General features: G+C 71.8%; 10 protein-coding genes and 3 pseudogenes. 12 read left to right on the forward strand and 1 reads right to left on the reverse strand.

What is annotated here, in order from left to right; translation table 11 throughout:
• Nucleotides 1-26 precede the first annotated feature (26 nt).
• The 5 genes and pseudogenes from pruA to MKW14_RS40940 all read left to right on the forward strand — a co-directional run bounded on the left by pruA (nt 27) and on the right by MKW14_RS40940 (nt 3,790).
• The gene (gene pruA, locus MKW14_RS21255; protein WP_240864573.1) at nt 27-1,658 is read left to right on the forward strand and encodes an L-glutamate gamma-semialdehyde dehydrogenase; all 1,632 of its coding nucleotides are present in this window, start codon (nt 27-29) and stop codon (nt 1,656-1,658) included.
• 166 nt (nt 1,659-1,824) lie between these two features.
• Nucleotides 1,825-2,103: pseudogene (locus MKW14_RS41295) on the forward strand (alpha/beta fold hydrolase); the annotation flags it as partial.
• A 40-nt stretch (nt 2,104-2,143) separates the two neighbouring features.
• Nucleotides 2,144-2,548, forward strand: a complete 405-nt coding sequence (locus MKW14_RS41300; RefSeq protein ID WP_308314617.1) for an alpha/beta fold hydrolase — start codon at nt 2,144-2,146, stop codon at nt 2,546-2,548.
• 101 nt (nt 2,549-2,649) lie between these two features.
• Nucleotides 2,650-3,477, forward strand: a pseudogene (locus MKW14_RS21265) (class I SAM-dependent methyltransferase); the annotation flags it as partial.
• A 181-nt stretch (nt 3,478-3,658) separates the two neighbouring features.
• Nucleotides 3,659-3,790 carry a hypothetical protein gene (locus MKW14_RS40940; RefSeq protein ID WP_020121043.1) on the forward strand — a complete coding sequence of 44 codons (132 nt, stop codon included), beginning with the start codon at nt 3,659-3,661 and terminating at the stop codon, nt 3,788-3,790.
• 51 nt (nt 3,791-3,841) lie between these two features.
• On the opposite strand, the gene MKW14_RS21270 is transcribed toward MKW14_RS40940, so the two are convergent.
• Nucleotides 3,842-5,407, reverse strand: coding sequence for a purple acid phosphatase family protein (locus MKW14_RS21270; protein WP_240864577.1), 1,566 nt, complete (start codon nt 5,405-5,407; stop codon nt 3,842-3,844).
• A gap of 143 nt (nt 5,408-5,550) precedes the next feature.
• Here MKW14_RS21270 and MKW14_RS21275 point away from each other — a divergent pair, with 143 nt between their 5' ends.
• From MKW14_RS21275 to MKW14_RS21305, 7 genes and pseudogenes are all read left to right on the forward strand, one after another.
• Entirely contained in the window at nt 5,551-6,594 is a 1,044-nt protein-coding gene (locus MKW14_RS21275; RefSeq protein ID WP_240864579.1) for a 3-isopropylmalate dehydrogenase, read from the forward strand.
• A gap of 255 nt (nt 6,595-6,849) precedes the next feature.
• On the forward strand, nt 6,850-7,938 hold the full coding sequence (locus MKW14_RS21280; protein WP_240864581.1) for a branched-chain amino acid aminotransferase: 1,089 nt from the start codon (nt 6,850-6,852) through the stop codon (nt 7,936-7,938).
• A gap of 168 nt (nt 7,939-8,106) precedes the next feature.
• Nucleotides 8,107-8,781: pseudogene (gene ureA / locus MKW14_RS21285) on the forward strand (urease subunit gamma); the annotation flags it as partial.
• A gap of 443 nt (nt 8,782-9,224) precedes the next feature.
• Nucleotides 9,225-10,934, forward strand: a complete 1,710-nt coding sequence (locus MKW14_RS21290; protein ID WP_240864583.1) for an urease subunit alpha — start codon at nt 9,225-9,227, stop codon at nt 10,932-10,934.
• A gap of 9 nt (nt 10,935-10,943) precedes the next feature.
• Nucleotides 10,944-11,990 carry an agmatine deiminase family protein gene (locus MKW14_RS21295; protein ID WP_240864585.1) on the forward strand — a complete coding sequence of 349 codons (1,047 nt, stop codon included), beginning with the start codon at nt 10,944-10,946 and terminating at the stop codon, nt 11,988-11,990.
• Between the two features lie 9 nt (nt 11,991-11,999).
• Nucleotides 12,000-12,497 carry a hypothetical protein gene (locus MKW14_RS21300; RefSeq protein WP_240864587.1) on the forward strand — a complete coding sequence of 166 codons (498 nt, stop codon included), beginning with the start codon at nt 12,000-12,002 and terminating at the stop codon, nt 12,495-12,497.
• Complete coding sequence (locus tag MKW14_RS21305; RefSeq protein WP_240864589.1) at nt 12,494-13,096, forward strand: TetR/AcrR family transcriptional regulator; 603 nt, start codon at nt 12,494-12,496, stop codon at nt 13,094-13,096. The genes MKW14_RS21300 and MKW14_RS21305 overlap by 4 nt, the downstream gene beginning before the upstream one ends.
• Nucleotides 13,097-13,323: the final 227 nt, after the last annotated feature.

A 13,323-nucleotide genomic window follows, 5' to 3' on the forward strand; every position in this document is an offset into this window, starting at 1 on the left:
CTCAACATCAAGGAGTTACGGATCCCATGGACGCTGTGACCCAGGTCCCCGCCCCCGTCAACGAGCCGGTGCACGGCTACGCCCCCGGTACGCCCGAGCGGGCCCGGCTGGAGGCGAGGCTCAAGGAACTGGCCGAGAACCCGATCGAGCTGCCCATGACCATCGGCGGCGAGAAGCGGCTCGGCGGCGGTGAGCGCTTCGAGGTCGTGCAGCCGCACAACCACAAGGCCGTCATCGGCACCGGCGCGCACGCCACCCAGCAGGACGCCCGGGACGCCATCGACGCGGCCCTCGCCGCCGCCCCGGCCTGGCGCGCGATGTCCTTCGACGACCGCGCCGCGATCATCCTGCGGGCCGCCGAACTCCTCGCCGGCCCCTGGCGCGAGACCATCGCCGCGTCCACCATGCTCGGTCAGTCCAAGACCGCCCAGCAGGCCGAGATCGACACCCCCTGCGAGCTGGTCGACTTCTGGCGCTTCAACGTCCACTACGCCCGCCAGATCCTCGCCGAGCAGCCCCCGGCCAACTCCCCGGGCGTCTGGAACCGGCTGGACCACCGTCCGCTGGAGGGCTTCGTCTACGCGATCACGCCCTTCAACTTCAGCGCGATCGCCGGCAACCTGCCCACCGCCCCCGCCCTCATGGGCAACGTCGTCGTGTGGAAGCCGTCCCCGACCCAGACCCACGCCGCCGTGCTGCTCATGCGGCTGCTGGAGGAGGCGGGCCTGCCCAAGGGCGTCATCAACCTCGTCACCGGCGACGGCGTCGAGGTCTCCAAGGTCGCCCTGGTCCACCGCGACCTGGCCGGCATCCACTTCACCGGCTCGACCAGGACCTTCCAGTACCTGTGGAAGACGGTCGGCAACAACATCGAGAAGTACCGCTCGTACCCGCGTCTGGTCGGCGAGACCGGCGGCAAGGACTTCCTAGTCGCCCACCCGAGCGCCGACCGCGCGGTCCTCAAGACCGCCCTCACCCGTGGTGCCTTCGAGTACCAGGGCCAGAAGTGCAGCGCTACCTCCCGCGCCTACATCCCGGCGTCCATCTGGAACTCCGGTTTCAAGGAGGAGTTCGCCGCCGAGGTCGACGGGCTGACCATGGGTGACGTCACCGACCTGTCCCACTTCATCGGCGCCGTCATCGACGACCGGGCGTTCGAGAAGAGCAAGGCGGCCATCGACCGGGCGCAGTCCGACCCGGCGTGCACGATCGTCGCGGGCGGCACCTACGACGACTCGGTGGGCTGGTTCGTCCGGCCGACGGTCGTCGAGTGCGAGGACCCGGAGAACGAGGTGTTCCGCACCGAGTACTTCGGCCCGTTCCTCGCCGTGCACGTCTACGAGGACGACCGGTACGAGGAGATGCTGACCCAGATGGAGTCGGTCTCCGACTACGCGCTGACCGGCTCGGTGATCGCGGGCGACCGTGCGGCGGCGGCGTACACGATGGACAAGCTCCGCTACGCGGCCGGCAACTTCTACATCAACGACAAGTCGACCGGCGCCGTCGTCGGCCAGCAGCCCTTCGGCGGCGGCCGCGCCTCCGGCACCAACGACAAGGCCGGCGCCCAGCAGAACCTGCTGCGCTGGACCCTGACCCGCGCCATCAAGGAGACGCTGGTCCCGCCGACCGACTACACCTACCCGCACATGGGCTGAGGCCCGTGGGAACCGAACGGGCCGGGTCTGTCGTGGACCCGGCCCGTTCGGCACACTGGCGGTCATGGAGACCGTGATCACGGACGACGGTGTACGGCTGTGGGCGGCGAGGTCGGGTCCGGGGGACCCGTTGGTGCTGTGCCACGGCGGCCCCGGGCTGTGGGACATGTTCGGTGACCTGGCGGAGCTGCTGGCCGACGTCACCCCCGTCGTCCGCTGGGACCAGCGCGGCTGCGGGCGCTCGCAGCGGGTCGCCGGGCCCTGGACCACCGACCGCTTCACGGCCGATCTGGACGCCGTACGACGGCACTTCGGCCTGGAGCGGATGGCGCTGCTCGGCCATTCCTGGGGCGCACAACTGGCGTTGAGCTACGCCCTGTCCCGTCCGGAGCGGGTGAGCTTGCTGGTGTACGTGTCGGGCACGGGCATCGGCCCGACGACGGACTGGCACGACGCCTACGAGCGCTCCCTCCTCGCCCGGCTCGGTGAGCGGCCCCGAACGGCTCGCCCGCTGGCGGGAGTTGCCCCGGGAGAACCGGGAACGGGCCGTACTCCAGTGGTCCGTCGAGTTCGAGGACCGGGACCGGGCCCTGGCCCACGCCGAGCGGATGGCGGACCCCTGGTTCGGCATCAACGTCGACTGCGGCAGCGAGCTGAACGCCGAGACGAAACGGTCCTGGGGCACGCCCGAGCTGTACGACGCCTGCGCGGCCCTCGACCTGCCGGTACTGATCGTCGACGGCGCCGGGGACATCCGGCCGCGCTCGGCGGTGGACTCGCTGGAGCGTGCCCTGCCCCGGGGGCGCCGGGTGATCCTCCGGGATGCCGGGCATCTGCCCTGGGTGGAGGACCCCGACGGCTTCCGCGACGCGCTGAAGGCGGTGCTGTGAACGCCGTGGACGGACCGGCCTTCCGCCGCGACCTGTACCGGGGGACCGCCCTCGACTACGAGCGCTTCCGGGTGCCGTACCCCGGCGAACTGATCGCCGACCTGGTCCGGCGCGGTGGCGCGGACCCCGGTGGCCGGGCCCTCGACCTCGCCTGCGGGACCGGCCAGATCGCCTTCGCCGTACGGGAGTTCTTCGACGAGGTGTGGGCCGTGGACCAGGAACCGGACATGATCGAGGTGGTCCGGGAGAAGGCGGCCGGGGCGGCGGAGGTGCGGGCGCTGGTCGCGTCCGCCGAGGAACTGGCCGTCCCGGACGGGGCGTTCGACCTGGTCGCGATCGGCAACGCCTTCCACCGGCTGCCACGGCACCGGATCGCCGAACGCGCCCACGGCTGGCTGCGGCCGGGCGGCCGGCTGGCGCTGCTCTGGTCGGAGAGTCCCTGGCGCGGCGCCCTGCCCTGGCAGCGGGACCTGGCCGAGGTCGTCACCCGCTGGACGGACCGGGTGGGAGGGCGGATCCCGGCGGGCGCCGAGGAGGAGCGCCGGCGGGTTCCGGACCGGGAGGTGCTGGAGGGGGCCGGGTTCGAGGTCCTCGGCAAGTTCTCCTTCCCGGCCTCGCACACCTGGACCCCCGAGGCGCTGGTCGGCAACGTCTTCTCGACGTCGGTGCTGTCCAGGGCGGCCCTCGGCGACCGGGCGCGGGACTTCGAGGCGGACCTGCGGCACGCGCTGTGCCCGCACGCCGCCCTGACCGAGACGATCGACTTCGCGTACGAACTCGGGCGCAGGGCCGCCGGTCGGTCCGACGGCAGGATCGTCGCTTCCCTCCATCGTGGCGTCGGCGGGCCGGGGTGGACACCCCGGGGGGAAACCGCAGGTCAGTGGGGTGTGACCCGGTCCGCCGTCTCAGATAGTAGGAAGTCCGATTAATTGTGGAGACAGGCCGGGTCTCCTCACTTAACTTTGTAGAAGCCGAACGTCTCGCTCGACCCAGCGAATGGCGGTCGTGAGCGCGCCCCGTGCAGGCAACCCCTGCGGCTGCGCTCCCCGCCCACCGGCGTCTCGTAACCCCTTTTTCCGCACTCCCTGATGTCGAAGGAGTCGATTTCCCATGGCCGAGACGACCGCACGCCGCCGAGTCCGTCACACCTCCCGCACGAGCGAGTCCGACCGCAAGAACGCCGCAGCCGCCCTCCAGCGCGCCCTGGACCGCAGGGACAACGGCGGTTCGACCGGTCACTGAACGGCAATACCCCCGATACCGGGAGCCGCACCCGCGAGGTGCGGCGCGGGCTCACGCCCCGCGCCGCACCTCGAAGTGATCGATGCGCTCACCGCTCTGCGCCAGCGCCGACACCCTGAGCACCGGCCGCGCGCCGCCCTCCGCCTCGACGGACAGCAGTGAGAAGCCCCGGTAGCGCACCCGGGACCACTCCACGGTCTCCGGCTGCTCCGCACGGGACTTCGTCCACCGGAACGACGCCACCGGGTCGTGCCGCGTCACATGACCCTCGTAGCTCTCCTTCACCCCGGACGGGAAACCGTACAGATCGCGGCCGCCGCCGCCCGCCGTGACGTACACGGTCCCGTCCTTCGTCGGGTCCGTCGACGCGCCGATCGGGACCGCCCTGCCGACCCGGCCCTCGCGGACGGCGTCCGTCCGCTCGTACACATGGTTGTGACCGTTGATCACCAGGTCCACCTGGTGCCGGGCGAACAGCGGCAGCCACTCGGCGCGCACCCCGCCGTCCGAGGCGTGCGAGGACGTCGAGTAGGCGCAGTGGTGGAAGAAGACGACGACGAAGTCCACGTCCTTCGCCGAGCGCAGCTCGCCCAGCCTGTCGTCCAGCCACCTCGTCTGCTTCCCGCCCGTGTAGCCGAAGTTGGCGGGGATCTCGTACGACACGTCGTTCGCGTCCAGCGCCACGAAGCCGACGTTGCCGTACGTGAACGCGTACACCCCCGGCGCCGTCCGCGCGTCGAAGCCGCTGTCGGGAAGGGACCAGCGGGCGAGCTGGCCGCCGTAGCCGTCCGGTGAGTACCAGGCCTCCATGTCGTGGTTGCCGGTCGTCACCATCCACGGGACCGACTGTGCGACCGGCTCGTTCTGCTTGAGGAACAGGTCCCAGTAGGCGGGGTCGTAGCCGTCCGACGTCCTGCCCTGGCCGCTGGTGTCGGCGTAGCAGATGTCCCCGGCGTGGAGATGGAAGGCGGGCTTGCGGCCGAGCAGGACATGGTCGTTGGCGGCCGCCGCCTGGCTGACTCCCTGGTCGCCGAAGGCCGTGAAGACGAACCTCTCGGGGCCGGCGGGGGCCGTGCGGAAGCTCGCGATGGTCGAGCGGTGGGCCGGGGCGGCGGGGTCGAAGCCCTCGTGGCCGACGCCGTAGTAGTAGGTCGTCCCGGGGCGCAGACCGTCCAGGGCCGCGTGCAGGTAGTACTGCTGCAGCGCCGGGCGCACGCCCGTGACGCCCGGGGTGTGCAGACCGCGGACCTCGGCCGCGATCCGCCGGCTCAGGTCGTCGGGCCGGAGACCGACGCGCACGAACGGCCTGCGCACCGCCAGGGGCACCTGCCAGGACACCCGCATCTGCGTCTTCGGGTCGGCGCCGAAGGCGAGATGGCGGCCGAAGGGGGAGACGACGGAGCCGTGCACGGCGGAGGCGGAGGGCGACGGGGTCGTCGTGCTCCGCGCACCCGCGCCGCCGCCACCGCAGCCCGTCAGCAGCCCGCCCGCGGCCACCGCGCCGGCCGTCACCAGCGTGCGCCGGGGCATCAGCCTCGTCCGCAGGTACTCGTGCTGCTCGGCCATGCTCATCCGGCGCGCGAGCCGCGGCGGGATGCCCACATCGGGTGTGTCCATGAGAATGACCCTTCCCGGCGAATGCCAACGGCCGTCATACGCAAGGGTGAACGTGCGGTGACGCGGTGACGCTCAGGCGCGCGCTCATGTCCGTATGACGGACACCCCATGTCATCCCATGGGACGAGGAGTAGGGTGCCGACATGTCTCGCAGCATCAATCTCGCAGTGATCCCCGGTGACGGCATCGGCCAGGAGGTCGTGGCCGAAGGTCTGAAGGTCCTCTCCGCCGTCCTTCCGCAGGATGTGAAGCTGGAGACCCAGGACTACGACTTCGGCGCCCGGCGCTACCACGCCACCGGTGAGACCCTCACCGACGCCGACCTCGACTCGCTCAAGAAGCACGACGCGATCCTGCTGGGCGCCATCGGCGACCCGAGCGTCCCCTCCGGCGTGCTGGAGCGCGGCTTCCTGCTCAAGCTCCGCTTCGCCTTCGACCACCACGTCAACCTGCGGCCGTCGAAGCTGCTCCCGGGCGTCGACACGCCGCTGAAGGGCGAGCCCGCCATCGACTTCGTGGTCGTCCGCGAGGGCACCGAGGGTCCCTACACCGGCAACGGCGGCACCATCCGCAAGGGCACCGAGCACGAGGTCGCCACCGAGGTCTCCGTGAACACGGCCTTCGGTGTGGAGCGGGTCGTCCGGGACGCGTTCGCCCGCGCCCAGGCCCGTCCGCGCAAGAAGCTCACGCTGGTCCACAAGAACAACGTGCTGACCTTCGCCGGACACCTGTGGACGAACACCTTCAACAAGGTGGCCCAGGAGTTCCCCGAGGTCACCACCGACTACATCCACGTCGACGCGGCGACGATCTACCTCGTCACCGACCCGGCCCGCTTCGACGTGATCGTCACCGACAACCTCTTCGGTGACATCATCACCGACCTCGCCGCGGCCGTCTCCGGCGGCATCGGCGTGGCCGCCTCCGGCAACATCAACCCGTCCGGAGAGTTCCCGTCGATGTTCGAGCCGGTCCACGGCTCCGCGCCCGACATCGCCGGCCAGGGCAAGGCCGACCCCACCGCCACGGTCCTGTCCGTCGCCCTGCTCCTGCGTCACCTCGGCTACGAGGCCGAGGCCGCCCGCATCGACGCGGCGGTCGCCGCCGATCTCGCCGAGCGCGCCGGCAAGCCCGCCCGCAGCACGTCCGAGATCGGCGACGCGCTGGCCGTACGAGTAGCCGGCTGACCGGGCGGTTCGCTGCGCAAAGCACTCGAAGCCGCCGGGTCCCTCGCACCCGGCGGCTTTCGCATGTCCCCCGCCGGGTGCCACCATCATCCCCTGGGTCGCATTCACGCCGTTTTCTTCCCCGGCCCCCCGCTTGAGATAATCGAACGCGGAGCCGCGGAATGAGGGAATGCTCGGACGTCCTAGCACTGGCCACTGGCAGTCATGGGCGTGAGCGCGGCCCGTCACTACACAACCGGTGAAGGACAACCACTCATGACGACGCCCACGATCGAGCTCAAGCCCTCCGCCAGCCCGCTCTCCACCGCCGAGCGCGAGGCGATCCTGGCGAACCCCGGGTTCGGCCGCCACTTCACCGACCACATGGTGACGATCAAGTGGACCGAGGGCCGCGGCTGGCACGACGGCCAGCTCGTCCCGTACGCCCCGATCTCCCTCGACCCGGCCACCATGGTCCTGCACTACGCGCAGGAGATCTTCGAGGGCCTCAAGGCCTACCGCCGGCCCGACGGCGCGGTCGCCACCTTCCGTCCGGAGAAGAACGCCGAGCGCTTCCAGCGTTCCGCGCACCGCCTCGGCATGCCCGAGCTGCCCGTCGAGACCTTCATCGAGGCCTGTGACGTGCTGGTCCAGCAGGACAAGGCGTGGGTCCCCGCGCACGGCGGGGAGGAGTCCCTCTACCTGCGCCCGTTCATGATCGCGACCGAGGTGGGCCTCGGCGTCAAGCCCGCCAACGAGTACCTCTTCCTGGTCATCGCCTCTCCCGCCGGCGCGTACTTCCCCGGTGGCGTGAAGCCGGTCTCCATCTGGCTCTCCGAGGACCGCGTCCGCGCCGTCCCCGGCGGCATGGGCGACGCCAAGACCGGCGGCAACTACGCGGCCTCCCTGCTCGCCCAGGCCGAGGCCGCCGCCAAGGGCTGCGACCAGGTCTGCTACCTCGACGCGGTCGAGCACAAGTGGGTCGAGGAGCTGGGCGGCATGAACCTGTACTTCGTGTACGGGGACAGGATCGTCACCCCGTCGCTGACGGGCTCCATCCTGGAGGGCGTCACCCGCGACTCCCTGCTCACCGTCGCCCGCGACCTCGGCTACGCGTCCGAGGAGGGCCGCGTCTCCATCGACCAGTGGCAGACGGACGCCGAGAACGGCACCCTCACCGAGGTCTTCGCCTGCGGTACGGCGGCCGTCATCACCCCCGTCGGCACGGTCAAGCGCGCGAGCGCCGAGTGGCAGCAGGCGGGCGGCGAGCCCGGCGAGGTCACCCTGAAGCTGCGCGAGGCGCTGCTCGACATCCAGCGGGGCACGTCCGAGGACAAGCACGGCTGGATGCACCGGCTCGGCTAGTCGTATGCGCTGTGCCTTCCCCGTGCGGGCGTCGGTCGGTTCCGCGCGGCACGGGGAAGGTGCCCTCTATTTTGAGTGACGCTCAATACGAGGGGCCCCCTTCTGTGCTCAGGAATTCCCTGTATAGGGGTTCTTCATTTAGAGTGCCGTTCAAAGGAGGGCGGCACCATGAGACTCACCCCCACGGAACGCGACCGGCTGCTGCTCTTCGGGGCCGCCGAGCTGGCCCGGGCCAGAAGGGCACGCGGCCTCAGGCTCAACGTGCCGGAGGCGACCGCGCTGATCGCGGACACCGTGTGCGAGGCCGCCCGGGACGGAAAACGGCTCGCGGAGGCGATCGAGGCGGCCCGCTGTGTACTCGGGCCCGACGACGTCCTGCCCGGCGTCGCCGACGTCGTCACGGAGGTGCATGTCGAGGCCGTCTTCGACGACGGTTCGCGACTGGCCGTGGTGAGCGACCCGATCGGCGGCGGCCTGGGGGAGGACGCGCCGGGCGCCCTGCTGCCGGGGCCCGCGCACGCCGACCCCGAGGCGGTCCTGCGGCTCACCGTCACCAACACCGCGACCGTGCCGGTCTCGGTCACCTCGCACTTCCACTTCTTCGAGGCCAACCCGCGCCTGGACTTCGCCCGCGCCGAGGCCTACGGCATGCGGCTCGCAGTGCCCGCCGGGTCGTCGGTGCGGTTCGGGCCGGGGGAGTCGCAGGAGGTCGGCCTGGTACCGATCGGCGGCGCCCGGGTCGCCATCGGCTTCGCCGGACTCGTCGACGGCCCGCTGGACACGCCGGGCGCCCGCGAGGAGGCACTGCACCGCGCCCTGGCCTGCGGCTACCTGGGCGTGCCGGGGGCGAGGGATGGGGCCGGCGGGCTGGACAGCCGGGACCGGGCCGGCGCGTCGGAAGCGTCCAGAGAGGTGGAGACCTGGGACCGGACCGGGGGACCGGGCGCGTCCGGTGGGTTGGAGAGCCGGGGCCGGGCCGGTGGGTCCGAGGCATCGGGCGGGTCGGAGAGCCGGGGCCGCACCGGCGCATCGGAAGCGTCCGGAGAGGTGGCGACCGGGGACGGGACCGGTGCACCGGACGTATTCGGCGGGTCGGAGACGCGGGGCCGGGCTGGTGCGTCCGAGGCATCGGGCGGGTCGGAGGCCCGGAGCCGCACCGGTGTATCGGAAGCGTCCGGCGGGTTGGAGAGCAGGGACCGGACCGGCGGACCGGACGCATCCGGCGGGTCGGAGACCCGGGGCCGGGCCGGCGCACCCGGAGCGTTCGGTGGCGTGGAGGGTGTGCGATGAGTCGGCCCGGAGGGCATCCTGCCGAGGCTCGCCGGCTCACGCCGTACGAGTACGCGGCCACCCACGGGCCCCGGGCCGGTGACCGTATCCGGCTCGGCGACTCGGGGCTGACGGTCCGAGTCGAGTCCGACTCCCAGCGTTACGGCGACGAGTTCCTGGCCGGCTTCGGGAAGACCGCCCGCGACGGGCTGCACCTCAAGGCCGCCGCCGTCCGGGAGACCTGTGACGTCGTCATCAGCAACGTCGTCGTGATCGACGCGGTGCTCGGCATCCGGAAGGTGTCCATCGGGATCCGGGAGGGACGGATCTCGGCCATCGGACGGGCCGGGAACCCCGACACCCTCGACGGGGTCGACGTCGTGGTCGGCACGGGCACGTCCATCGTGTCCGGCGAGGGGCTGATCGCCACCGCCGGGGCCGTGGACACCCATGTGCATCTGCTGTCGCCGCGCGTCATGGAGGCCTCGCTCGCCTCCGGAGTCACCACGATCATCGGCCAGGAGTTCGGTCCGGTCTGGGGCGTCGGCGTCAACTCGCCGTGGGCGCTGCGGCACGCGTTCGGCGCGTTCGACGCCTGGCCGGTCAACATCGGCTTCCTCGGCCGGGGTTCGTCCTCCCACCCGGCCCCCCTGGTCGAGGCGCTGGCCGAGGGCGGGGCGAGCGGCTTCAAGGTGCACGAGGACATGGGCGCCCACACCCGCGCGCTGGACACGGCGTTGCGCGTGGCCGAGGAGCACGACGTCCAAGTCGCCCTGCACAGCGACGGGTTGAACGAGTGCCTGTCCGTCGAGGACACCCTGCGGGTGCTGGAGGGCCGCACCATCCACGCCTTCCACATCGAGGGCTGCGGCGGCGGACACGTCCCGAACGTCCTGAAGATGGCCGGCGTCCCGAACGTCATCTGCTCCTCCACCAACCCCACCCTGCCCTTCGGCCGGGACGCCGTCGCCGAGCACTACGGCATGATCGTCTCCGTCCACGACCTCAAGCCCGACCTGCCGGGTGACGCGGCGATGGCCCGTGACCGCATCCGCGCCGGGACCATGGGCGCCGAGGACGTGCTGCACGACCTGGGCGCCATCGGCATCACCTCCTCCGACGCGCAGGGCATGGGCCGGGCCGGCGAGACCGTACGCCGTACCTTCGCCATGGCCGGGAAGATGAAGGCCGAGTTCGGCGCGCCCGAGGAGCACGACAACGAGCGCGTCCTGCGCTACATCGCCAAGCTGACCGTCAACCCGGCCGTCGCACACGGTCTTTCGCACGAGGTGGGCTCGATCGAGGTCGGCAAGCTGGCCGACATCGTGCTGTGGCGCCCGGAGTACTTCGGAGCGAAGCCGCAGCTCGTGCTGAAGTCCGGCTTCCCCGCGTACGGCGTCGTCGGCGACCCCGGCGCGGCCACCGACACCTGCGAACCCCTCGTCCTGGGCCCGCAGTTCGGCGCGCACGGCGCCACCCCGGCCGACATCTCCGTGGCGTTCGTCGCCCAGACCGCCCTCGACCAGGGCAACGACCGTATGCCGACCCGCCGGCGCAGGGTCGCCGTCCGCGGCACCCGCGGCATCGGACCCGCCGACCTGCGCCGCAACTCCCGTACCGGAGCGGTGGAGGTGGACCAGCGCACCGGGCTCGTCACCCTCGACGGGGAGCCGATCCGCTCCGAGCCCGCCGACTCCGTCTCCCTCAACCGCCTCTACTTCCTCTGAGGACCACCGATGACCGCTGCCGCCGACGGCTTCCGCATGCCCGCCGAATGGACCCCGCACCAGCGCACCTGGATGGCATGGCCGGGCCCCAACCCGACCTTCGACGACCCGGATGACCTCATCGCCGCCCGTATGGCCTGGGCCTCCGTCGCCCGCGCGATCCTCCGCTTCGAACCGGTGACGGTCGTGTGCGGCCCCGGTCAGTCGGCGGCCGCGCAGGCACTGCTGGGCCCCGGCGTCGACACCGTGGAGCGCGAGCTCGACGACGCCTGGATGCGGGACATCGGGCCGACCTTCCTCACCGACGGACGGGAACTGGCCGCCGTGGACTGGACGTTCAACGGCTGGGGCGCCCAGGGCTGGGCCCGCTGGGAGCACGACGCGAAGATCGCCGCGTATGTGGCGGACCTCGCCGGTTCCGCCCGCACGTACGCCTCGCGGCTGGTGAACGAGGGCGGCGCGATCCATGTCGACGGCGAGGGCACCGTCCTGCTCACGGAGACGGTCCAGCTCGGTCCGGAGCGCAATCCCGGGTGGACGCGGGAGCAGGTCGAGGCGGAGGTCCACGGGATGCTCGGCACCCGTAAGGCGATCTGGCTGCCGCGCGGTCTGACCGCCGACTATCCCCCGTACGGCTTCGGGACCCTCGGGCATGTCGACATCGTGGCCGCCTTCGCCCGCCCCGGGGTCGTGGTCGCGCACCACCAGCCGGACCCCGCGCACCCCGACCACGAGGTCACCAAGGAGGTCATCGGGCTGCTCAAGGCCCAGACCGACGCGCGCGGGCGGCGGCTCGAGGTGGTCGAGGTCCCCGCCCCGACCGCCCTGGAGACCGACGGCCACTGGGCCGACTACTCCTACATCAACCACTACCTCTGCAACGGCGGCGTCGTGCTCTGCGGCTTCGACGACCCGCGCGACGAGATCGCGGCCGGCATCTTCCGCCGCCTCTTCCCCGAGCGCACGGTGACCCTGGTGGACGCCCGGACGATCTTCTCCGGTGGCGGCGGCATCCACTGCGTCACCCAGCAGCAGCCGCGGGTGGGCGTCCGGTAGAACGTACGCGTGAACGTGCTGATCCGCGCCGCCCGCGAAGCCCGGCTGACCGAGCCGCCACGCGCCCTCCCGGACGTACCGCCCCGCCCGGAGTACGACAGCGCCAAGAACCCCGACGGCTCGCGCCGCGCCCCCGCGACCGTGCCGCGCGGCACGTACGCGGTGGACCCCGAGCCGTGCGGGGCGCCGTACGTGCCGCATCCGGACCCGGAATGGTGCGGCACCGCGCACCCGGGCAACGCGTGCATGGGCGACCCCGACGGACCGGGGTTCCTGATCTCCGCCGGGCCGCGCGACACCCTGGTGGTCCACCCCGAGGACACCCGCGGGTGGCTGTCCGACAACCCCGCCCTCGAGGAGATCGGCTGCTGTGGCGCGCCCGGGCGCGAGGGGCCCAACGAGGTGTGCGGCGGATGCGGGGTGGTCGTGGCGACCCTCTTCTCCGACTGCGCCGGGCCCTACGAGACCCACTTCCTGCCGGGCGCGGTGCGGGTGGCCGCCGTATGAGCTCGCCCCGGCGCACCCCGGCCCCGCCGCGCGAGCGCATTCTCGCCGCCGCCATGGAGATGATCGCCGAGCGCGGTCTGGAGAAGCTGACCATGGCCGCCCTCGGCCGCGAGGTCGGCATGAGCAGCGGGCACCTGATCTACTACTTCGGCTCCAAGGACGAGCTGCTGCTGCAGACCCTGGAGTGGAGCGAGGGCCGGCTCGGGGCCGACCGGGGGCGCCTGCTGGGCCGTACCGGACCGGTGCGTGAGCGGATCGACGCGTACGTGGATCTCTACGTCCCCGACGGGCACCGCGATCCGCACTGGACCCTGTGGCTGGAGGTCTGGAACCGCTCGCAGAACGCCGACGACGACGCCCGCGACCGGCAGGCCGCGATCGAGGGTGTCTGGCACCGGGACCTGGTGGCGCTGATCGCGGAGGGGGTCTCGCGGGGCGAGTTCCGCCCGGTCGACCCGGACCGCTGCGCCACCCGGCTGCGGGCCCTGCTGGACGGCTTCTCCGTGCATGTGGCCGTGGGCCTGCGCGGCTGGGACCGGGCGCAGGTTCTCGGCCACGTACGGGAGTTCCTGGACGAGACCCTCCTCGCGGACGCGTGACTCCGTCCGTTTCCTCGTTCACGACCCTGACGTGATCGACCGCATCCTGAGACAACGGTGAGCCGAGCACGGAGGCTGTGCCAAACTGCCTCCGTGCTCTCGTTCGCCATGATTATTGGCAGCAGGCGCGCCGGTCCGCAGTGACCGCCACGTACGACCAGGTACGGGCGGACGCCGTCGTCCTCGACCCGCGCGCAGACCTCTCGCACCCGCGAGAGGTTTTTCGC

It is taken from the genome of Streptomyces gilvus, assembly GCF_022513565.1.
Lineage (GTDB): Bacteria > Actinomycetota > Actinomycetes > Streptomycetales > Streptomycetaceae > Streptomyces > Streptomyces gilvus.

Excerpts from the sequence above, each read along its gene's own strand:
- MKW14_RS21275 (WP_240864579.1), top strand. The coding sequence starts at position 5,551 with ATGTCTCGCAGCATCAATCTCGCAGTGATCCCCGGTGACGGCATCGGC.
- pruA (WP_240864573.1), top strand. The coding sequence starts at position 27 with ATGGACGCTGTGACCCAGGTCCCCGCCCCCGTCAACGAGCCGGTGCAC.
- MKW14_RS21270 (WP_240864577.1), bottom strand. The coding sequence starts at position 5,407 with ATGGACACACCCGATGTGGGCATCCCGCCGCGGCTCGCGCGCCGGATG.
- MKW14_RS21305 (WP_240864589.1), top strand. The coding sequence starts at position 12,494 with ATGAGCTCGCCCCGGCGCACCCCGGCCCCGCCGCGCGAGCGCATTCTC.
- MKW14_RS40940 (WP_020121043.1), top strand. The coding sequence starts at position 3,659 with ATGGCCGAGACGACCGCACGCCGCCGAGTCCGTCACACCTCCCGCACG.
- MKW14_RS21280 (WP_240864581.1), top strand. The coding sequence starts at position 6,850 with ATGACGACGCCCACGATCGAGCTCAAGCCCTCCGCCAGCCCGCTCTCC.
- MKW14_RS21290 (WP_240864583.1), top strand. The coding sequence starts at position 9,225 with ATGAGTCGGCCCGGAGGGCATCCTGCCGAGGCTCGCCGGCTCACGCCG.
- MKW14_RS21295 (WP_240864585.1), top strand. The coding sequence starts at position 10,944 with ATGACCGCTGCCGCCGACGGCTTCCGCATGCCCGCCGAATGGACCCCG.